General features: G+C 67.9%; 17 protein-coding genes. 6 read left to right on the top strand and 11 right to left on the bottom strand.

Annotated features, from left to right (window positions below; genetic code table 11):
* Window position 1: 1 nt before the first annotated feature.
* From E5P2_RS19965 to E5P2_RS19980, 4 genes are read right to left on the bottom strand one after another with little or no spacing between them, the layout of a single operon-like run.
* The gene (locus E5P2_RS19965; protein WP_162568825.1) at window positions 2–1180 is read right to left on the bottom strand and encodes an FAD-dependent monooxygenase; all 1179 of its coding nucleotides are present in this window, start codon (window positions 1178–1180) and stop codon (window positions 2–4) included.
* A gap of 7 nt (window positions 1181–1187) precedes the next feature.
* The gene (locus E5P2_RS19970; RefSeq protein WP_162568826.1) at window positions 1188–1466 is read right to left on the bottom strand and encodes a DUF6587 family protein; all 279 of its coding nucleotides are present in this window, start codon (window positions 1464–1466) and stop codon (window positions 1188–1190) included.
* 1 nt (window position 1467) lies between these two features.
* On the bottom strand, window positions 1468–3366 hold the full coding sequence (gene feoB, locus E5P2_RS19975; protein WP_162568827.1) for a ferrous iron transporter B: 1899 nt from the start codon (window positions 3364–3366) through the stop codon (window positions 1468–1470).
* Window positions 3359–3640, bottom strand: a complete 282-nt coding sequence (locus E5P2_RS19980; protein WP_162570572.1) for a FeoA family protein — start codon at window positions 3638–3640, stop codon at window positions 3359–3361. The genes feoB and E5P2_RS19980 overlap by 8 nt, the downstream gene beginning before the upstream one ends.
* Before the next feature lie 109 nt (window positions 3641–3749).
* Between E5P2_RS19980 and E5P2_RS19985 the strand changes: the two genes are divergently transcribed.
* Complete coding sequence (locus tag E5P2_RS19985; protein WP_162568828.1) at window positions 3750–5216, top strand: C13 family peptidase; 1467 nt, start codon at window positions 3750–3752, stop codon at window positions 5214–5216.
* A 25-nt stretch (window positions 5217–5241) separates the two neighbouring features.
* On the opposite strand, the gene acnA is transcribed toward E5P2_RS19985, so the two are convergent.
* A complete protein-coding gene (gene acnA, locus E5P2_RS19990; RefSeq protein ID WP_162568829.1) occupies window positions 5242–8109 on the bottom strand; it encodes an aconitate hydratase AcnA in 2868 nt (955 codons plus the stop codon).
* A gap of 179 nt (window positions 8110–8288) precedes the next feature.
* On the opposite strand from acnA, the gene E5P2_RS19995 reads away from it, so the two are divergent.
* Window positions 8289–9116: a helix-turn-helix transcriptional regulator gene (locus E5P2_RS19995; RefSeq protein ID WP_162568830.1), complete on the top strand. Its 828-nt coding sequence runs from the start codon at window positions 8289–8291 to the stop codon at window positions 9114–9116.
* Here the strand turns inward: E5P2_RS19995 and E5P2_RS20000 are convergent.
* The 6 genes from E5P2_RS20000 to E5P2_RS20025 form a co-directional block, all read right to left on the bottom strand.
* Window positions 9022–11268: an acyl-CoA dehydrogenase gene (locus E5P2_RS20000; RefSeq protein WP_162568831.1), complete on the bottom strand. Its 2247-nt coding sequence runs from the start codon at window positions 11266–11268 to the stop codon at window positions 9022–9024. The genes E5P2_RS19995 and E5P2_RS20000 overlap by 95 nt on opposite strands.
* Window positions 11269–11429: 161 nt before the next feature.
* Window positions 11430–14015 carry a bifunctional aconitate hydratase 2/2-methylisocitrate dehydratase gene (locus E5P2_RS20005; protein ID WP_162568832.1) on the bottom strand — a complete coding sequence of 862 codons (2586 nt, stop codon included), beginning with the start codon at window positions 14013–14015 and terminating at the stop codon, window positions 11430–11432.
* A 70-nt stretch (window positions 14016–14085) separates the two neighbouring features.
* The gene (locus tag E5P2_RS20010; RefSeq protein WP_162568833.1) at window positions 14086–14688 is read right to left on the bottom strand and encodes a hypothetical protein; all 603 of its coding nucleotides are present in this window, start codon (window positions 14686–14688) and stop codon (window positions 14086–14088) included.
* Between the two features lie 27 nt (window positions 14689–14715).
* Complete coding sequence (locus E5P2_RS20015; protein ID WP_162568834.1) at window positions 14716–15714, bottom strand: HpcH/HpaI aldolase/citrate lyase family protein; 999 nt, start codon at window positions 15712–15714, stop codon at window positions 14716–14718.
* Window positions 15711–16487: a trans-aconitate 2-methyltransferase gene (gene tam, locus E5P2_RS20020; protein ID WP_162568835.1), complete on the bottom strand. Its 777-nt coding sequence runs from the start codon at window positions 16485–16487 to the stop codon at window positions 15711–15713. Before tam ends, E5P2_RS20015 begins: the two co-directional genes overlap by 4 nt.
* A gap of 11 nt (window positions 16488–16498) precedes the next feature.
* Window positions 16499–17485: a malate dehydrogenase gene (locus tag E5P2_RS20025; RefSeq protein WP_162568836.1), complete on the bottom strand. Its 987-nt coding sequence runs from the start codon at window positions 17483–17485 to the stop codon at window positions 16499–16501.
* A 191-nt stretch (window positions 17486–17676) separates the two neighbouring features.
* Between E5P2_RS20025 and E5P2_RS20030 the strand changes: the two genes are divergently transcribed.
* The 4 genes from E5P2_RS20030 (at window position 17677) to sdhA (ending at window position 21191) form a co-directional block, all read left to right on the top strand.
* Complete coding sequence (locus E5P2_RS20030) at window positions 17677–18417, top strand: GntR family transcriptional regulator (protein WP_162568837.1); 741 nt, start codon at window positions 17677–17679, stop codon at window positions 18415–18417.
* A 134-nt stretch (window positions 18418–18551) separates the two neighbouring features.
* On the top strand, window positions 18552–18998 hold the full coding sequence (gene sdhC, locus E5P2_RS20035; RefSeq protein WP_162568838.1) for a succinate dehydrogenase, cytochrome b556 subunit: 447 nt from the start codon (window positions 18552–18554) through the stop codon (window positions 18996–18998).
* A 13-nt stretch (window positions 18999–19011) separates the two neighbouring features.
* On the top strand, window positions 19012–19377 hold the full coding sequence (gene sdhD, locus E5P2_RS20040; RefSeq protein WP_162568839.1) for a succinate dehydrogenase, hydrophobic membrane anchor protein: 366 nt from the start codon (window positions 19012–19014) through the stop codon (window positions 19375–19377).
* Window positions 19378–19382: 5 nt separating this feature from the next.
* Window positions 19383–21191, top strand: a complete 1809-nt coding sequence (gene sdhA / locus E5P2_RS20045; RefSeq protein ID WP_162568840.1) for a succinate dehydrogenase flavoprotein subunit — start codon at window positions 19383–19385, stop codon at window positions 21189–21191.
* Window positions 21192–21213 lie beyond the last annotated feature (22 nt).

The raw sequence follows: 21213 nt of genomic DNA on the forward strand, positions 1-21213 counted from the left end.
GTCAGCCGCCGTAGAGCCACGGCACGTCGAGCAGCCGGGCGCCGAGCAGGCGCAGCGCCGCGTCGCGGCCCGCACGCAGAAGGCCCGTGGCATGGAAGATGTCGCCGTTGCGCCGTGCACGTGCCTGCACCTGCGCGTTGCGCTGCCAGCGCGCGTCGGCATAGCGCGCGAGCGCCGCCGGCACCGTTTCCGACGGGCCGCCGCCCAGCGCATCCGCCAGCGCGACCGCATCCTCGATCGCCATGCCGGCGCCTTGCGCCAGGTAAGGCAGCATCGGATGCGCCGCATCGCCCGCCAAGGCCACGCGCTCGCCGGCCATCTGCTGCGGACCCCTGAGCGGCGACCGATCGCTGAGCGTCCAGGCACGCCATGACGGCATCGCTTCGAGCAAGCCCTGCAGCGCTGTGCCGGTATGGCCGGTCGCCGCCTGCAGGGCGGCGAGGCTGGTGGATTGGTCCCAGTCGCGCGCATCGCCGGCGGGTGCCGCCTCGGCCAGCACCACCACATTGAGCGCCTCGCCTCGGCGCACGGGATAGGCCACCGCATGCAGGCGCGGTCCGAGCCAGACGCTGACCTGCGTGCTGCGCAGCGGCCTGGGCAGCGCCGACTGCCGGACCAGCGCGCGCCAGGCCGTGTGGCCGGTCGTGCGCGGCGGCGCAGCGTCCGTGACGCAGGATCGCACCGTACTCCAGAGACCGTCGGCACCGATCAGCACATCGCTTTCCCAGGCCCGCGCATCGGTGCTGGACGCGCAGACCGCACCGCCGCGCGCCACCACCTCGGCCACGCGGACACCGGTGTTGAGCGTCACGGCCCCGCTCGCGCGCACGGCTGCCAGCATCAACGCATGCAGGTCTGCACGGTGCGCGCAGAGGTAGGGCGCGCCGTAGCTGTGGAGCATCGCGTTGCCGAGCGGCAGGCGGGCGATCTCGCCGCCGTCGAGGGCGCTGCGCACGACCAGCGCGTCGGGCCGGGCCGCGATGCGCATCAGGGCCGGCCCCACGCCCAGCGCCTGCAAACGGCGCGTGACGTTGGGTCCGAGCTGGATGCCGGCACCGGCCTCGCCGAAGACCAGGGCCTGTTCGAGCAACTCGATGCGATGGCCGCGGCGCCCCAGCGCCAGCGCGCTCGCCAGGCCCGCGATGCCTCCGCCTGCGATCAGGACATGCGCTGCCGCCATGCCGCGTTCAGCGAAGGCGCGTTGCGGGCGTTCCGGATTCCGGCTCGGAGGAGGAAGCGCTTTTCGGCGTGCAGGCACCGCAGCTGTCGCACGCACCGCAGCCCGAGGATTTGGCGAGCGAGGCCGCCAGCGCTTCGGCGCGCTGCGCGTCCACCAGCCCTGCGCGCTGCGAGCCCGCGGCAAGCCCGGCGGCCGCAGCGCGGCGCCAGGGCGCCGGCATCCAGCGCCAGACGGCGTAGAGCGCGGCGAGCGCGACGATCAGCGCAACGACGATCTCTTGGGTCATTTCATCCTCCAGTGAATGCGAGCGCCACCCGGTAGGTGATCAGGCATGCAATATAGGCCAGCGCGAACAGATAGCCCGCCATGATCCACACATAGCGCCACGAACCGGTTTCGCGCTTGACGGCGGCCAGCGTCGAGACGCATTGCGGCGCGAACACGTACCAGACCAGCAGCGACAGCGCGGTCGCCAGCGACCAGCTGCCCGCGATCAGCGGCCCGAGCTGGCCGGCCACGTCCTCGCCGGTGGCCGAGAGCGCATACACCGTGCCGAGCGCGCCCACCGCCACTTCGCGCGCCGCCATGCCGGGCACCAGCGCGATCGAGATCTGCCAGTTGAAGCCGATCGGCGCGAAGATGTATTCGAGCCCGCGGCCGATCATGCCGGCCAGGCTGTACTGGATCGCCGGCCCGGTCGCGCCTTCGGGCGGCGAGGGAAAGGTCGACAGGAACCACAGCAGGATCGTCAGCGTGAGGATGATCGTGCCCACGCGCTGCAGGAAGATCCATGCGCGCTCGTAAAGGCCGAGCGCGAGGTTGCGCACGCTGGGCCAGCGATAGGCCGGCAACTCCATCATCAGCGGCGAATGCTGCTGGTTGTCGCGAAAGCGCTTCATCGCCCAGGCCACGGCCATCGCAGAGACGATGCCGAACAGATACAGCGCGAACAGCACCAGCCCCTGGAGATTGAACACGCCGCCGACGGCGCGTTCAGGGATGAAGGCCGCGATCAGCAGCGCATAGACCGGCAGCCGCGCCGAGCAGGTCATGAGCGGCGCGATCATGATGGTGGTCAGCCGGTCGCGCCAGTTGCTGATGGTGCGCGTGGCCATCACGCCGGGAATCGCGCAGGCAAAGCTCGACAGCAGTGGAATGAACGAACGGCCCGACAGGCCCACCGTGCCCATCACGCGGTCGAGCAGGAAGGCCGCGCGCGGCAGGTAGCCCGAATCTTCCAGCGCGAGGATGAAGAGGAACAGGATCAGGATCTGCGGCAGGAACACGATCACGCTGCCGGCCCCCGCGATGACGCCATCGACCAGCAGGCTTTGCAGCATGCCCGGCGGCATCACGTCCCTGATGAAGGCGCCCAGCGCGTCGGTGCCGGCCTTGATCGCGTCCATCGGCACGTTGGCCCAGCTGAACACGGCCTGGAACATCAGGAACAGCGTGACGGCGAGCACCCCCATGCCCCACACGGGATGCATCACCACGCGGTCGATGCGGTCGCTGGTGACCAGGCTGCCGATCGGCTCGCGCACCGCCAGGCCGAGGATGCGACGCACCTCGCGCTGGGTAGCGAGCACGTCATCCAGGCCCGGCGCCTGCCAGGGCCGCGGCGCTGCGGCGACCACGGGCGTGTCGAGCGCTTCCAGCAGCCCTTGCGCCCCGCCCGTGTGGACGCCGACGGTCTCGATCACCGGCACGCCGAGCTCGCGCGACAGCGCCGCGACATCGACCGCGATGCCCTGCTTCTTCGCCATGTCGGTCATGTTGAGCGCCATCACCATCGGCAGGCCGAGGCGCTTGGCTTCCAGCACCAGCCGCAGGTTGAGGCGCAGGTTGGTGGCATCGGTCACGCATACCAGCAGATCGGGCAGCGCCTCCTTGCTCCTGCCGGTGACCACGTCGCGCGTGACGGCTTCGTCGGCCGAGAGCGCGTTGAGGCTGTAGGCGCCCGGCAGATCGAGCACGAAGACGCGCCGGCCGGCGGCCGTGCGCAGTTGCCCTTCCTTGCGCTCGACCGTGACCCCGGCGTAGTTGGCCACCTTCTGGCGGCTGCCGGTCAGCAGATTGAAGAGCGCGGTCTTGCCGCAATTGGGATTGCCGAGCAGCGCGATGCGGTCCGGCGGCGCGGCCGATATCGCAGCACCCGGCTGGAAATGCAGCGTGGCCTCAACCATGGTTCACCGCCCCCGGCGTGACGCGAATGAGCGCAGCCTCGTGCCGACGCAAGGCGAAGGTCGTGTGGCCCAGGCGCACGGCCAGCGGCTCGCGGCCCGGCACGCCGCTGGCGACGATGCACACGGCCTCGCCCGGCACGAAGCCGATCTCGGTCAGGCGCAACACCAGCTCCTGCTCGTCCGGCTCGCGAGGGCGCATCACGTCGAGCACCGTCGCCCACTGGCGATTGGGGAGCTGGTCAAGGGAGATGGTGGCCGAAGCCACGCCGGTCATTGTGGTCACCCGCGGGTCCAAATCGTCAAAATGAGAATTATTCTCGAAAACACGAGCGTTTGGCCAACTGCAGCGAAAGTAACCTTTTGCGCTGCGGCATCATCCCGGCATGACGGACGATCCCACCGAGTTCCCCCCGACGCCACTTCCATCCGCTTCATCTCGCGAGCCGCAGCCGCCGACGAGCATCTTTCGTTGGATCGCCGAGGGATTGCGCGCCGCCGTGCTGCTCGCACCCCGCGTCACGGCGGCGCCAACGCCGTGGCAATTGCTCGTGCTCGTGCTGCTTCCCAACCTGCTTGCCATCGGCGTCCAGCGCTTCGAGGTCGACGGCCCGGCTCGCTTCAACGCCGCCGCCGAACTCAACGTGCTGTGGGCCAGCGCGCTGATGGTGTGGGTGGGCTGGGGCGCGCTCTATCGGCACCCTTCATCGGCCGGCGCCGATGCAGACGGCGCCCCTCTCGGCCGATGGTTCGTCCTGGCGACCTGGGCTGGAGCGCCTTGCTATCTGCTGATGACGGGAATGTCGCTCGCCTACATGCGCGGCTGGCTGCCGAAGCCGCTCACCACGGTATCGGGTTTCTGGGCCGTCTACGGCGCCTTGCTCGGATGGTGGTTCGTCGCGGCGGTGCGTCTGGCGGCGCGCTACATGCCGACTCGACAGCGCCTCTTCCTGTTTGTCCCGGGCATCCTGGCGATCCTGGCGATCGGCATCTGGCAGGGCATGCAGGAGGATCAGGAACGCATCTGGCTGCGCGACACCAGCGCATCGACCGAGCCCCGGCGTCCGAGGCTGCAGCTCACGCAGGAAGTGTTCGAAGAGCAGCAGGCGATCTGGCAGCGCAGCGTCGCGGCCATCACGCCGCGGCGGCCCGGCGAGCCGAACGTCTACGGCCTCGTGTTCGCGCCCTACGCGACCGACGATGTCTTCCTGCGTGAAGGCACCATGGTCGCGCACCTGCTCGAAGACCGCTTCGACGCGCAAGGTCATGTGCTGAAGCTCATCAACCATCCCACCACCACGCACGAACTGCCCTGGGCCACGCCGCTCAATCTGCAGCGCGCGGTGAAGGCGATCGCAGCGCGCATGGACCCCGACAAGGATCTGCTCGTGGTCTACCTCACCTCGCACGGCGGCAGCGACTTTCAGCTCGCCGCGGCGCACTGGCCGCTCACCGTGGTACCGCTCACGCCCGAGGCCCTCGAGCAAGCGCTTGATTCGGCGGGCATCCGGCACCGGGTGATTGCCATCTCGGCCTGCTTTTCGGGCGGCTGGATCGAGCCGCTCGCGAACGAGGACAGTCTCGTCATGACCGCCGCCGATGCCGAGCACACCTCCTACGGCTGCGGCCGGCTGTCCGAACTCACCTTCTTCGGGCGCGCGGTCTTCGACGAGCAATTGCGCAAGAGTCGCTCCTTCGAGCAGGCTTTCGCCGCGGCCGTCCCCGTGATCCGCCAGCGTGAAATCGATGCCGGCAAGGAAGACGGCTTCTCGAATCCCCAGATCCGTGTCGGCGCGCACATCCGGCCGATGCTGGAGCGGCTGGCGCAACGGCTCGGCCAGACTCAGAACTGACGCCGGACGGCCGGCAGGATCCTGATCAGCCCGCCAGCAACTGCCGCAGCACGAACGGCAGGATCCCGCCGTGCTTGTAGTAGTCGACCTCGATCGGCGTGTCGATGCGCAGGCGCACCGTGACCTCCTGGTGCGTGCCGTCGGCGCGCCGGATCACCAGCTTGACGTCCATCTGCGGCTTGAGTTCGCCGCCGATCACCACGTCGACTTCCTCGTCGCCGGTGAGGTTGAGCGCCTGCCACGAGTCGGCGCCGCGGAACTGCAGCGGCAGCACGCCCATGCCGACCAGGTTGGCGCGGTGGATGCGCTCGAAGCTGCGCGCGATGACAGCCTTGATGCCCAGCAGCTGCGTGCCCTTGGCAGCCCAGTCGCGCGATGAACCGGTGCCGTATTCCTCGCCGCCGAACACCACGGTCGGCACGCCCTTGGCCATGTACTTCATGGCGGCGTCGTAGATGAACATCTTCTCGTTGCCGGGCTGCAAGCGCGTGTAGCCGCCCTCTTCCTGCGTGCCATTGGCATCGGGCGGCAGCATCAGGTTCTTGATGCGCACGTTGGCGAAGGTGCCGCGCACCATCACGTCATGGTTGCCGCGGCGCGAGCCGTAGCTGTTGAAGTCGGCCTTCGACACGCCGTTCGCCTTGAGCCAGATACCGGCCGGTGAATCTTCCTTGATAGAGCCGGCCGGCGAAATGTGGTCGGTGGTGATCGAGTCGCCGAACAGCGCCATGACCCGCGCGCCGGTGAATCCCGCATCGGCGGCATGCGGCTGCATCTTGAAGCCCTCGAAGAACGGCGGCTCGGCGATGTAGGTGGACTTCGGCCAGTCGTACACCTGGCCCGACGTGCCCTTGATGCTGCTCCACAGCTTGCCCGGGTTGTCCTTGATCTGCTCGTAGTTCTTGCGGAAGGCCTTGGCGTTCGTCGCATAGCGCAGGTTCTCGTCGATCTCCTGCATGCTGGGCCAGATGTCGCCCAGGTAGACGTCCTTGCCGTGCTTGCCTTTGCCGACCGGCTCGGTCATCAGGTCGACCATCACGCTGCCCGCAATCGCATACGCCACCACCAGCGGCGGCGAGGCCAGGAAGTTGGCCTTGATGTTCGGATGGATGCGCGCCTCGAAGTTGCGGTTGCCCGACAGCACGGCGGCACCGATGAGGTTGTTCTGGGTGATGACTTCGTTGATCTCGGGCGTGAGATCGCCCGAATTGCCGATGCAGGTCGTGCAGCCATAGCCCGCGAGGTAGAAGCCGAGCTTCTCGAGGTAGGGCAGCAGGCCGGCCTTCTCGAGGTATTCGGTCACCATGCGCGAGCCCGGCGCGAGCGAAGTCTTGACATGCGGCTTGACGCGGAGGCCCGCCTGCACCGCCTTCTTGGCGAGCAGGCCGGCGGCCAGCATCACGCTCGGGTTCGAGGTGTTGGTGCACGAGGTGATGGCCGCGATCAGCACGTCGCCGTTGCCGATCGTCACCTCGCCCTTGGGCGGCGGCGGCGCCGTGGCGCCCACGTGGGCAGCCGCCTTGGTGGACCGGTTGGCGAACATCTCGACCTCGGCGAGGGGCGCGCCCGGCTTCGGCGTCGGGGGTTCCTGCTCCGCCGCTTCGCCCTGGTGCGACAGCGGATGGCGCAGCCTGAGCTTCTCGGCCGGCTGGTTGAAGCCATTGGCCTCGTTCGGCTTGCTGTAGAGCTCGGAGAATTTGGTCGCGAGATGGCCGAGGTCGATGCGGTCCTGCGGCCGCTTCGGGCCGGCCAGGCTGGGCGACACGGTGCCGAGGTCGAGCCGGACCACCTTGGTGTAGTGGAGCTCGCCGGGCGCGGGCATGCCGAACAGGCCCTGCGCCTTGTAGTAGGCCTCGAAGCGCTCGATCTCCTTGGCGGTGCGGCCGGTGCCCTCGAAGTAGGCCACCGTCATCTCGTCGACCGGGAAGAAGCCCATCGTGGCACCGTACTCCGGCGCCATGTTGCCGATGGTCGCGCGGTCGGGCACCGTGATCGTCGCGGCGCCGGGACCGAAGAACTCGACGAACTTGCCCACCACCTTCTCGCCGCGCAGGATCGCCGTGACGTACAGCACCAGATCGGTCGCCGTCACGCCTTCGCGCAGTTGGCCGCTGAGCTCGAAACCCACCACGTCGGGCGTCAGCATGTAGACCGGCTGCCCGAGCATCGCGGCCTCGGCCTCGATGCCGCCCACGCCCCAGCCCACCACGCCGATGCCGTTGACCATCGTGGTGTGGCTGTCGGTGCCGACCAGCGAGTCGGGGTAGTAGACGGGCGGGTCGCCCTGGTCGTTCGGGTTCTTGTAGACGCCGCGCGCGAAGTACTCCAGATTGACCTGGTGCACGATGCCGAAGCCCGGCGGCACGACGCGGAAGGTGTCGAAGGCCTGCATGCCCCACTTCATGAACTGGTAGCGCTCGTTGTTGCGCTGGAACTCGAGCTTCATGTTGAGATCGAGCGCCTTGGGCGTGCCGTAGTAGTCCACCATCACGGAGTGGTCGACCACCAGATCGACCGGCACCAGCGGCTCGATGGTCTTGGGCGACTTGCCGAGCTTGTCGGCCACGCTGCGCATGGCGGCCAAGTCCGCGAGCAGCGGCACGCCGGTGAAATCCTGCAGCACCACGCGCGTCACGACGAAGGGAATCTCCTCGGTGCGTTCGGCGTTCGGCGCCCAGTTGGCGAGCTGCTCGACGTGCTCGGCCGTGACCTTCTGGCCGTCGCAGTTGCGCAGCACCGATTCGAGCACGATGCGGATCGAGACCGGCAGCTTGTCGACGTTGGGATAGCGCTTGGCGAGTTCCTTGAGCGACCAGTATTTGCCGGACTTCCCCGATGCAGTCTTGAAGGTCTTGAGCGTAGAAGCGAAGGCGTGTACCGGTTCTTTGGCCATGAAGCAACTCCTGTGAATCGTGGAAGCACCTCGAAGATAGCAGGGTTCGATGACAGCGGCCCGGCGGCGCGTTGCAGCCCTTCCGGCGGTGTCGGCCTCCTCATCCGGTCCGCTCGGCCCGAGGTCGATGACGCGAGAGGTCATGGCCGCTGCGCATGCCCTTCACTACGATCGCAGTCATGACTTCGCACACCCTGCAACCCACCGCCGCCGATTCCTTCGGCACCCATCTGCGCCACTGGCGCCGGCACCGCCGCCTGAGCCAGCTCGACCTCGCGAACGAAGCGCAGGTGTCGACGCGCCATCTGAGCTATGTCGAGACCGGCCGCGCCGAGCCCAGCCGCGAGATGGTGCTGCGGCTCGCGGAGCGGCTCGAGGTGCCGCTGCGCGAGCGCAACGCGCTGCTGGTGGCGGCCGGCTATGCGCCGATGTACCGGCAGCGCTCGCTCGACGACCCGGCCCTCGCGTCGGCCCGCCGCGCGGTCGACCTGGTGCTCAAGGGCCACGAGCCCTTCCCGGCGCTGGCGGTCGATCGCCACTGGAACCTGGTGGCGCACAACGCGCTGGTGCCGCTGCTGATGGCCGGGGCCGCCGCCGAGCTGGTCACGCCGCCGATCAACGTGCTGCGGCTGAGCCTGCATCCCGATGGCCTCGCGCCGCGCACCGCGAACCTCGCGCAGTGGCGCGCGCACCTGCTCGAACGTCTGCAGCAGCAGATTGCCGCCACCGGCGACGCCGTCCTGGTCGCGCTGCACGACGAGCTGGCCGCCTATCCCGCGCCCAGCGTGAGCCACGACACGCCGGCCGCCGGCGGCGAACTCGCGGGCGTGGTGGTGCCCTTCCAGCTGGTGACGCCGAACGGCGTGCTGAGCTTCATCAGCACCACCACGATCTTCGGCACGCCGGTGGACGTCACACTGCAGGAACTGGCCGTGGAGTCGTTCTTTCCGGCGGATGCGCAGACGGCGGCTGCATTGACGGCGATGGCATCCCAGCCGCGCGACTGAATCCGGCGACCGGGCCGGCCGGCGCGAAATCGTCCACCTGGATCACCTTGTCGGCAGCCTGCAGATAGGCCAGCGCCAATGCCGGGTCGGCAGCGGAGCGTGCCGCTTCATCCAGCGAATTCGTGCGCCGCAGCACCTTGTTGAGCGCGGCGGTCTCGTCGCCCAGGCGAGCGCCGAGTTCGAGCGCGTGCATCAGATCGCGCAAGCCGCCGGCCGCAGGCTCGCTCAGGTCGGGACACAGCCGCGCGACGATGTCCGGCTGCGTGCGCAGCAGTTCGGCCAGCGCCAGCAGTTGCACGTCGCGCAGCGGCGCGAGGTGCGCGATGCGCCGCAGCACCAGCGCGCCGATCACGCGCCGGCCGCCGGTCGGCAGGTTGGCGTAGAGCTCGCGCAGGATCCGGCCGGCGGCGTCGATCTGCAGCCGGATCGCGGCCTGCGCGAAGGGCAGCAGCGCGGGCGCCGCATCGACCTGATAGCGCCACACACACGCGCTCGCGAGGTACAGGTGCGCGAGCACGTCGCCCAGCCGCGCCGACAGCAGCTCCATGCGCTTGAGCTTGCCGCCCAGCAGGCCCATCGCGAGATCGGCGGTCAGCGCGTACTTGGCGCTCATGTGCGCGATGAGCCGCGCTTCGCGCGCGAGCGCCTCGGGCGGCTCGCCCACCAGCGGCGCGCCGAACAGGCTGTGCCACAGATTGCGTATCACATGACCGCCATGCGCGATCAGCGCGCGGCCCAGCGCCGCCTCGTCATGCGCCTGCACTGCAGCCATCTCGTCGAGCACGTGCGGATGGCAGCGCACCGCCCCCTGGCCGAACACGATCAGCGCGCGCGTGAGGATGTTCGCGCCCTCCACCGTGATCGCGATCGGCGCCTGCCGGTAGGCGATGCCGAGCAGGTTGGACGGCCCGGCGATGATGCCCTTGCCGCCGAGGATGTCCATGCCGTGGTTGACCGCGCGCCGTCCGGCCTCGGTCAGCTGCACCTTGAGGATCGCGCTCGCCACGCTGGGCCGCTCGCCGGCATCGAGCGCCGCGGCGGTGAAGCGGCGCGCCGCGTCGCTCGCATAGAGCTCGGCCGACATCTGCGCCAGCAGACCCGCGATCGCATGGAACTTGCCGATCGGCAGACCGAACTGCTCGCGGATCTGCGCGTAGCCGTTGCTGACATAGAGCGCGGTCTGCTGCATCGCCGAGCCGAGCGCCGGCAGCGAGATGGCACGGCCGGCGGCCAGGCATTCCATCAGCATGCGCCAGCCCTGGCCCACTTGCGCCTCGCCGCCGATCACCCAATCCATCGGCACGAACACCTGGTGGCCATGGATCGGTCCGTTCATGAAGGCGCTGTCCATCGGGCGATGCCGGCGTCCGATCCCCATGCCCTCGTGCGGCACGGGGATCAGCGCACAGGTGATGCCGAGTTCGCGCTCGCCTTCGGGCCGGCTGTCGTCATACGCATGGAAGGCCAGCCCGACCACGGTGGCGACCGGCGCGAGCGTGATGTAGCGCTTGTCGAAGTCGACCAGGAAGCCGCGCGTGCGCCGCCCCTCGAATTCGCGCTCGACCACCACGCCGCGGTCGGGGATCGATGCCGCATCGGAACCTGCATAGGGCGAGGTCAGCCCGAAGCACGGCAGCTCGCGCCCGTCGGCCAGGCGCGGCAGGTAGTGCTGCTTCTGCGCGTCGGTGCCGTAGCGCAGCAGGAGCTCGGCCGGGCCCAGCGAATTGGGCACCATCACCGTGACGGCGGTGGCCACGTTGACGGTCGCGATGCGGGCCACCACCGTCGCATGCGCAAAGTGGCCGAAGCCGAGGCCGCCGAAGGATTCGGGAATGATCATCCCGAAGAAGCGGTTCTCGCGCAGATAGCGCCAGACCTCCGGCGGCAGGTCGTGCGCCTGATCGATCGCATGGTCGTCGAGCATGCCGCACAGCGCGCGCACCTCGTGGTCGAGGAAGGCCTGCTCGCGTGCGCTCAGACGGTTCGGACCGGCGGTGCCGAGCGCGCTGAAGTCCGGCCGTCCCGCGAACAGCTGGCCCTCGAAGCCGACCGTACCCGCCTCCAGCGCGGCACGTTCGGTGTCGCCGAGCGGCGGCAGCGCGCGGGAGAAAGGCTGCATGGCCCATCGGCCGATCATGGATGCGAAGCTCATGCGAAATGCCTCCGTGGCCACGGTCCAGCGCCGCGGATCCAGGCCGATTGTCGGCCTTGGCACCCGCATGGCGGCCGGCCGAAGACCTCCATGCCTGTCGGAGACGGCCCAACGAAAAAGCCCCGCAGATGCGGGGCTTCTTCATCCGGTGGCCGAAGCGATCAGGCGGCGACGCCGTCGGCCACGTCCTTGTACTCGTCGATCTTGTCGAAGTTGAGGTACTGGTAGATCTGCGCGCTGGACGCATCGAGCACGCCGACGCTCGCCATGTACTCTTCCCTGGTCGGAATCCGCCCGAGTCGCGAGCAGATCGCGGCCAGTTCGGCACTGCCGAGGTACACGTTGGCGCCCTTGCCCAGGCGGTTCGGGAAATTGCGCGTGCTGGTCGACATCACCGTCGCGCCCTCGCGCACCTGCGCCTGGTTGCCCATGCACAGCGAACAGCCCGGCATCTCGGTGCGCGCACCGGCATTGCCGAACACGCCGTAGTGGCCTTCCTCGGTGAGCTGCGCCGCATCCATCTTGGTCGGCGGTGCGATCCACAGCTTGACCGGGATGTCGCGCTTGCCTTCGAGCAGCTTGGACGCTGCGCGGAAGTGGCCGATGTTGGTCATGCACGAGCCGATGAAGACTTCGTCGATGGTGGCACCGGCGACCTCGCTCAGCGTCTTCACGTCGTCGGGGTCGTTCGGGCAGGCGACGATGGGCTCGTGGATGTCGGCCAGGTCGATCTCGATCACGGCGGCGTAGTCGGCGTCGGCATCGGCCTTGAGCAGCTGCGGATCCTTGAGCCAGGCTTCCTGGGCTGCGATGCGGCGCGCCAGCGTGCGCGCGTCGGCATAGCCCTCGGCGATCATCCACTTCATCAGCGTGATGTTGCTGTGGATGTACTCGACGATCGGTTCCTTGTTGAGGTGCACCGTGCAGCCGGCGGCCGAGCGTTCGGCCGAGGCGTCGCTGAGTTCGAAGGCCTGCTCCACCTTGAGGTCCGGCAGCCCTTCGATCTCGAGGATGCGGCCCGAGAAGACGTTCTTCTTGCCCTTCTTCTCGACCGTCAGCAGGCCGGACTTGATCGCGTAGAGCGGGATCGCGTTCACCAGGTCGCGCAGCGTGACGCCGGGCTGCATCTTGCCCTTGAAGCGCACCAGCACGGATTCGGGCATGTCGAGCGGCATCACGCCGGTGGCGGCCGCGAAGGCGACGAGGCCGGAGCCCGCGGGGAAGCTGATGCCGATCGGGAAGCGCGTGTGGCTGTCGCCGCCGGTGCCGACGGTGTCGGGCGTGAGCAGGCGGTTGAGCCAGCTGTGGATCACGCCGTCGCCCGGGCGCAGCGAGACGCCGCCGCGGTTGGCCATGAAGTCCGGCAGCTCGTGGTGCATCTTGACGTCGACCTTCTTCGGATAGGCCGCCGTGTGGCAGAAGGATTGCATCACCAGGTCGGCGCTGAAGCCGAGGCAGGCGAGGTCCTTGAGTTCGTCGCGCGTCATCGGGCCGGTGGTGTCCTGGCTGCCGACCGAGGTCATGCGCGGTTCGCAGTACGTGCCGGGGCGCACGCCCTGGCCTTCGGGCAGGCCGCAGGCGCGGCCGACCATCTTCTGCGCCAGCGAGTAACCCTTGTGGGTGTCGACCGGGCTCACCGGCAGGCGGAACAGCGTCGAGGCCGGCAGGCCCAGCGCCTCGCGCGCCTTGGCCGTGAGGCCGCGGCCGATGATCAGCGGAATGCGGCCGCCGGCGCGCACTTCGTCGAACAGCACCTCGCTCTTGACCTTGAACTCGGCGATGACCTTGCCGTCCTTCAGCGCCTTGCCCTCATAGGGACGCAGCTCGACCACGTCGCCCATGTTCATCTGGCTCGCGTCGAGTTCGATCGGCAGCGCGCCCGCGTCTTCCATCGTGTTGTAGAAGATCGGCGCGATCTTGGTGCCGAGGCACACGCCGCCGAAGCGCTTGTTGGGGATGAAGGGAATGTCCTCGCCGGTGAACCAGAGGACCGAATTGGTGGCGCTCTTGCGCGACGAGCCGGTGCCGACGACGTCGCCGACGTAGGCGACGAGATGGCCCTTTTCCTTCAGCGACTCGATGAATTTGATCGGGCCGCGCTTGCCGTCCTCTTCGGGCGTGATGCCGGGGCGCGCGTTCTTGAGCATGGCCAGCGCATGCATCGGGATGTCGGGACGCGTGGTGGCGTCGGGCGCGGGCGAAAGATCGTCGGTGTTGGTTTCGCCGCTGACCTTGAAGACGGTGATGGTGAGGCTCTGCGGCACTTCGGGCCGGCTGGTGAACCATTCGGCATCGGCCCAGCTCTGCAGCACGGCCTTGGCATGGACGTTGCCCTTGTCGGCCTTTTCCTTGACGTCGTGGAACTGGTCGAACATCAGCAGGGTCTTCTTCAGGCCCTCAGCCGCAACGGCACCGACTTCGGCGTCATCCAGCAGGTCGATCATCGGGCCGATGTTGTAGCCGCCCAGCATGGTGCCCAGCAGCTCGGTCGCGCGGGCACGGCTGAGCAGCAGGTTCTTCTCGGTGCCGTGCGCAACCGCCGCCAGGTAGCTCGCCTTGACCTTGGCCGCATCGTCGACGCCGGCCGGCACGCGATAGGTGAGCAGCTCAAGCAGGAACTCGCCGTCCTTGCCCGTCGCACTCTTCATGAGCTCGATGACCTCGGCGGTCTGCTTGGCTGTCAGCGGCAGGGGCGGAATGCCGAGCGCGGCGCGCTCGGCGACATGGTCAACGTAGGCTTGCAACATCTTCTTTTCTCCGGAACAAAGGGCGGGCGGCTGCGGCGTGGAGGACGCAGCCGCGCCTTGACGACTTTTCTTACTTCTTGCCTGCGGACGGCGCGTCGGCGCCGTCGAACAGGCTCTTGGGCGGGTTCTTCTTCATCTCTTCCTCGACTTCGATCTGCTTGGCGGCCTGGCAGTCATCGGCGAGGCGGATGCCCTGCTTCTGGCTCATCAGCATCGACTTGTTGCCGAGCTGCAGCCACATGGCGCCGGCCCGCGGATCCTCGAGGCGGATCGCGCCGGTGCGGCTTTCGACCGGGTGCATGCGGAAGCGCTGGCCGCCGAGCGTGAGGTTGAAGAAGCCGGGCTTCTTGTCATCCGCCTCGACATTCACGCTGGCACCGAGCTCGCACTTGACCGAACCGGTGAGCACGCGTTGCGCCACGGCCAGATCCTCGGGCGACAGCGTGACGTTGGTGTCGTCGCTGATGGGCTGGGCTTCTTCGACTTTCTTGAGGACGCGCTTGGGCACGACCTTTTGCGCCACGGCCTTGGCCTTGGTCTTGGCGCGCTGCTTGAGCGGCGGCTTTGCCGACGAGGCGGCAGCGGCGGGCGCGGCGGCGTGGCCGGTGGTCTGGGCCATTGCCGCCATCGGCAGCGCGAGGGCTGCGGCAGCGATCAGCACGATGGTCTTCATGGGTTCTGTTCTTTCGGGGGTTGGTTTTCAGGAGGAAGCCGGCGCAAACCAGTCCCGTGTTTCGGAAGGCAGCGCGCGGCCCGTGGCATGGGCCCGCTCGAGCACCTGCCAGAAATGACGGTAGCTCGCGCGGTCATGCAATGTGCCATCGATACTGACCGGCGCCCACGCCGCACGGGCGGCCGAGGCAATGATTTTTGTAGCGATTTGAATCTGCCGGTCATCGGGCGCGAAGGCCTCGAGGATCGGACGGATCTGATTCGGATGGATGCTCCACATGCGCATGTAGCCGAATTCGCCGGCCGCTTTCTTCGCGGCGGCGCGCATGGCGCCGACGTCGTTGAACTCGGTCACGACGCAGTGCGAAGGCACCTTGCCGTGCGCGTGCGCGGCCGAGGCGATGTCGAGCTTGGCGCGCACCACCAGCGGATGGGTGAACTGCCCGGCGGCGCCCATGCCCTCGGCGGGTATCGCACCGCCGTGGGAGGACACGAAATCCATCAGCCCGAAGCTGAGCGACTGCACCCGCGGATGGGCGGCAATTGCGAAGGCGTGGTGCACGGCCAGCGGGGATTCGATCAGCACGTGCAGCGGCAACGCCTCGGCGCCGGCGGCATCGAGCGCCTCCACGGCCACGCGCACGTCGTCGATCGATTCGACCTTGGGCACCATCAGGTGGCTCAGGCGATGGCCGGCGCCACCGGCGATGGTGACCACGTCGCCCGCAAAGGCCGGATGGTCGACCGGATGAACGCGCGCGCCCACGCGCATGCCGGGTGCCGCGGAGCGCGCGAGCTCGCCGATCAGCGCCGCATGTTCGGCCTCGAAGCCGATCGGCGCGCCGTCCTCGCAATCGAGCGTGACGTCGAACACGCAGGCGCCGAACTCGGCCGCCATCTCGGCCTGCAGCGCCAGGCTCTTGCGCATGCGCGCCTCGACACCGCTGTAGTGGTCGCACACGGGCAGCACGACCGCGCCGGCCTGCGCGCCGAGCAGCGCATCGCGCGGGTGAACGGCAACGCTCATGATTTGCGCTGCGCCACGATGAACATGCGCGGAAAGGCCAGCAGCAGGCGGCCGTCGGTGCGCGGCGGATAGGCCTCGGCGACGCGGCGCTCGTATTCAGCGAGGTAGCTGGCCTGCAGGTCCGGCGGCAGGCGGTCGACGAAGGGCCTGAGGCCGGTGCCGCGCACCCATTCGACGATGGCGGCCGCGGACACCATCGGATGCTGGTAGGCGGTGCGCCAGACATCGACCTTCGCGGCATCGGCCGCGAGCAGGTCGTAATAGCCATCGATCGACAGCAGGAGAGTGCGCAGCTTGTCGGCATCGCCGATCGCCTGCGCCCACGGCGCCTCGGCCGCGAGCTCGCGCATCAGGCGATGCGTCGCCTCCTGGCGGTTGTCGGGCATCTGGATCGCGAGCACGCCGCCCGGCGCCAGCGCAGCGAAGAGGCGCGGGATCAGCGTCTCGTGGCCGGGCACCCATTGCAGCGCGGCGTTGGCGTAGATCAGATCGGGCGGCGACTCGGGCCGCCAGGTCGCGATATCGCTGAGTTCGAAGTGCGCCTGCGGCAGGCGCTCGCGCGCGCTCGCCAGCATGGCCTCGGAATTGTCGGTGCCAACGACCGTGGCACCGTCGAAGCGCTGCACCAGCAGCTCGGTGGAGTTGCCCGGCCCGCAGCCGAGGTCGACCACCTGCGCTGCCCGTGCCAGCGGGACGCGCGCCAGCAATTCCTGCGCCGGCCGCGTGCGCTCGTCTTCGTAGCGGCGGTAGAGCGCGGGGTTCCAGTCGAGCATCTGGGAGCGGCTCAGAGCAGGTGGGCGACGCCGGCCTGTTCGTCCTGCAGCTCTTTCAGCGTCTTGTTGATGCGCTCCTGGCTGAAGGCGTCGATCTCGAGGCCTTCGACCAGCTTGTATTCGCCGTTCTCGGTGGTGACCGGGAAGCCGAAGATCACGTCCTTGGGGATGCCGTACTGGCCATCCGACGGAATGCCCATCGTGACCCACTTGCCGTTGGTGCCGAGCGCCCAGTCGTGCATGTGGTCGATGGCGGCGTTGGCGGCCGACGCAGCGGACGAGAGACCGCGCGCATCGATGATCGCAGCGCCGCGCTTGCCCACGGTGGGCAGGAACACGTCGGCGTTCCAGACCTGGTCGTTGATCAGGTCCTTGACCTTCTTGCCGCCGACGGTGGCGAAGCGGTAGTCGGCGTACATGGTCGGCGAGTGGTTGCCCCAGACGGTGAGCTTCTCGATGTCGCCCACGGCGGTGCCGGTCTTGGCGGCGATCTGGCTGGCGGCGCGGTTGTGGTCGAGACGCAGCATGGCGGTGAAGTTCTTGCGCGGCAGGCTGGGCGCGCTCTTCATCGCGATGTAGGCGTTGGTGTTGGCCGGGTTGCCGACCACCAGCACCTTGACGTTGCGGCTGGCCACCTTGTCGAGGGCCTTGCCCTGAGCGGTGAAGATCTGGGCGTTGGCGGCCAGCAGGTCGGCACGTTCCATGCCGGGGCCGCGCGGACGGGCGCCGACCAGCAACGCGTAGTCGGCATCCTTGAAGGCGACCATCGGGTCGCCGGTGGGGATCACGCCGGCCAGCAGCGGGAAGGCGCAGTCCTCGAGCTCCATGATCACGCCCTTGAGCGCCTTCTGGGCCTTCTCGTCCGGGATCTCGAGCAGTTGCAGGATGACCGGCTGGTCCTTGCCGAGCATTTCGCCCGAAGCGATGCGGAACAACAGGGCATAACCGATTTGGCCGGCGGCACCAGTGACGGCAACGCGAACGGGCTTCTTGCTCATGGGATAACTCCAGGAAATGATGAAAACGGTGCGCAGCCGCGAGAGCGCGGCCGCTGCGTCGAACCGGGCAGCGACGCCCGGACGAACCCTGGCCTGTGGCCGTCTGCGATTTTATGCCGATTTGCGGTTTCGATGGCGCTTGTCTTATGTCTTATATAAGATTCGGCTGATATGACCACCTCCCGCTCCTGATGGCCGAACTCGCAACGCCGTCGTTCAGCCCGCTCTACCTGCAGATCAAGGCACTGATCCTGCAGAGCCTGCACGCCGGCGAGTGGAAGCCGGGCGAGCCGATCCCGAGCGAAATCGATCTGGCCGCGCGCTTCCACGTCAGCCAGGGCACCGTGCGCAAGGCGATCGACGAGCTGGCGGCCGAGAACCTCGTGGTGCGCCGCCAGGGCCGGGGCACTTTTGTCGCGACGCATGCCGAACAGCATGTCCAGTACCGCTTCCTGAAGCTGGTACCCGACAGCGGCGATGTCGACAGCGAGGGACCGGCCGATCGCGAGATCGTCGATTGCCGCCGCCAGCGCGCCAGCGCCGACATCGCGCGCGCGCTGGCGCTTCGCACCGGCGACGCCGTGCTGCAGGTGCGGCGCGTGCTCGCCTACCGTGGCACGCCGACCATCCTGGAGGATCTCTGGCTGCCCGGCGTGGCCTTCAAGGGGTTGACTGCGGAGCGGCTGAACGCCTGGCACGGCCCGATGTATGCGCTGTTCGAAACCGAGTTCGGCGTGCGCATGGTGCGCGCCGAGGAAAAGATCCGCGCCGTGCTGCCCGACGCGGCGCAGGCCGCGCTGCTTCGCATCGAGACGACGACGCCGCTGCTGAGCGTGGAGCGCGTGGCGCATACCTATCACGACACGCCGATGGAGCTGCGGCGCGGCCTCTATCGCACCGACACGCACCACTACAAAAACGACCTCGGCTAAGCCGAGCATCCGACAGTGGCGGTGTGGTGACTGGGCAGGCTCACGCAGCCCGATGGTGCATTGCAATACAATTTTTCGTTGTTTGCATTTCTGCCAAAGAACAAGCCGCCCCTCGAAAAAACCGAAAGCCCCCAATGACAGAGCTGGCCACACCTCCCCGACCACCACGGCGCGAGTTTCGTAACATCAACGCCTTCACCGATCTGACGACCTACCGGCTGCCGCCGGCCGGCATCGTGTCGATCCTTCACCGTGTGAGCGGCGTGCTGATGTTCCTGCTGCTGCCTTTCATCATCTGGATGTTCGACGCGTCCGTGTCTTCCGAGATCTCGTTTGCCCGCTTCAAGGCCGCCTTCAACAGCGGCCTTGGTTTCGTTCCGGGCTGGTTCCTGAAGCTGGTGGCGCTGGCATTGATCTGGGCGTACCTTCATCACTTCATCGCCGGGCTGCGCCATCTGTGGATGGACGTGAGCCATGCCGCGGTGAACAAGGAATTCGGCAAGAGCTCGGCGCTCGCGACGCTGGCGCTGAGCATCCTGCTGACGATCGTCCTCGGCGCCAAGCTGTTCGGCATCTACTGAGAAGGAGCACGCAATGTCTGTGAATTACGGCTCCAAGCGCATCGTCGTCGGCGCACATTACGGTTTGCGCGACTGGCTCAGCCAGCGCATCACAGCCAGCCTGATGGCGCTCTTCACCGTCGTGCTGCTGGCCCAGGTGCTGTTCACGCGCGGGCCGATCGGCTACGACCTCTGGGCCGGCATCTTCGCCGCGCAATGGATGAAGGTGCTGACCTTCGTGGTGATCGCCTCGCTGCTCTATCACGTCTGGGTCGGCATGCGCGACGTCTGGATGGACTACGTCCAGCCGGTCGGCATCCGCCTGGTGTGCCAAGTTTTCACGATCGTCTGGCTTGTGGCATGCGCGGGTTGGGCCATTCAAGTGCTCTGGAGAGTGTGACCCCCATGACCTATACCAAAGAACAAATCACCAAGCGCAAGTTCGACGTCGTCATCATCGGCGCCGGCGGCTCGGGCATGCGTGCCTCGCTGCAGCTGGCGCGCGCCGGCCTCAACGTGGCCGTGCTCTCGAAAGTGTTTCCCACCCGCTCGCACACCGTGGCGGCGCAAGGCGGCGTCGGTGCCTCGCTCGGCAACATGAGCGAGGACAACTGGCACTATCACTTCTACGACACGATCAAGGGCTCCGACTGGCTCGGCGACCAGGACGCGATCGAATACATGTGCCGCGAAGCGCCGAAGGTGGTGTACGAGCTCGAGCATTTCGGCATGCCCTTCGACCGCAATCCGGACGGCACGATCTACCAGCGGCCGTTCGGCGGCCATACGGCCAACTACGGCGAGAAGCCCGTGCAGCGCGCCTGCGCGGCGGCCGACCGCACCGGCCATGCGATGCTGCATACGCTCTACCAGAAGAACGTCGAGGCCCGCACGCAGTTCTTCGTCGAATGGATGGCGCTCGACCTGATCCGCGACGCCGACGGCGACGTGGTCGGCGTGACCGCACTCGAAATGGAAACCGGCGACCTGCACATCCTGCAGGCCAAGACGGTGTTGCTGGCGACCGGTGGCGCAGGCCGGATCTTCGGCGCGTCGACCAATGCCTTCATCAATACCGGCGATGGCCTCGGCATGGCGGCCCGCTCGGGCATCCCGCTGCAGGACATGGAGTTCTGGCAGTTCCACCCGACCGGCGTCGCCGGCGCCGGCGTGCTGCTGACCGAAGGTTGCCGCGGCGAAGGCGCGATCCTGATCAACAGCAACGGCGAGCGCTTCATGGAGCGCTACGCGCCGACCCTGAAGGACCTGGCGCCGCGCGACTTCGTCTCGCGCTCGATGGACCAGGAAATCAAGGAAGGCCGCGGCTGCGGGCCGAACAAGGACTACGTGCTGCTCAAGATGGACCATCTGGGCGCCGAGACGATCCACAAGCGGCTGCCCTCGGTCTACGAGATCGGCATCAACTTCGCCAACGTCGACATCACCAAGGAACCGATTCCGGTCGTGCCGACCATCCACTACCAGATGGGCGGCATCCCGACCAACATCCACGGCCAGGTGGTGATCCAGAAGGGCGACGACAACAGCGCCGTGGTCAACGGCCTGTACGCGGTCGGCGAATGCTCCTGCGTGAGCGTGCACGGCGCGAACCGCCTGGGCACCAACTCGCTGCTCGACCTGCTGGTGTTCGGCCGCGCGGCCGGCAACCACATCGTCGAATTCAACGACAAGCTGAAGGAACACAAGGCGCTGCCGGCCGGCGCCGCCGACCGCACGCTCGAACGCCTGAACCAGCTCGAGGCCTCGACCTCCGGCGAGTACGCACAGGACGTGGCCGCCGAGATCCGTGCCGTCATGCAGCAGCACGCCGCGGTGTTCCGCAAGCAGGATTCGATGGACGAAGGCGTGCGCAAGATCGCGGCCGTGCGCGAGCGCGTCGCCGGCGTCACGCTGAAGGACAAGTCGCGCGTCTTCAACACCGCGCGCATCGAGGCGCTGGAAGTCGACAACCTGATCGAGGTGGCGCAGGCCACCATGGTCTCGGCCGCCGCCCGCAAGGAATGCCGCGGCGCCCACACGGTCGAGGACTACGAGCGCGCGGCCGACGATCCGGTCGCGCCGCTGGGCCGCGACGACGCCAACTGGATGAAGCACACGCTCTGGTATCGCGAAGGCAACCGCCTCTCGTACAAGCCGGTCCGCATGAAGCCGCTGACGGTCGATTCGGTCCCGCCCAAGGTCCGCACCTTCTAACCCACGAGACACGCAACAAGGC

The organism is Variovorax sp. SRS16 (assembly GCF_901827165.1).
Classification (GTDB): Bacteria; Pseudomonadota; Gammaproteobacteria; order Burkholderiales; family Burkholderiaceae_C; genus Variovorax.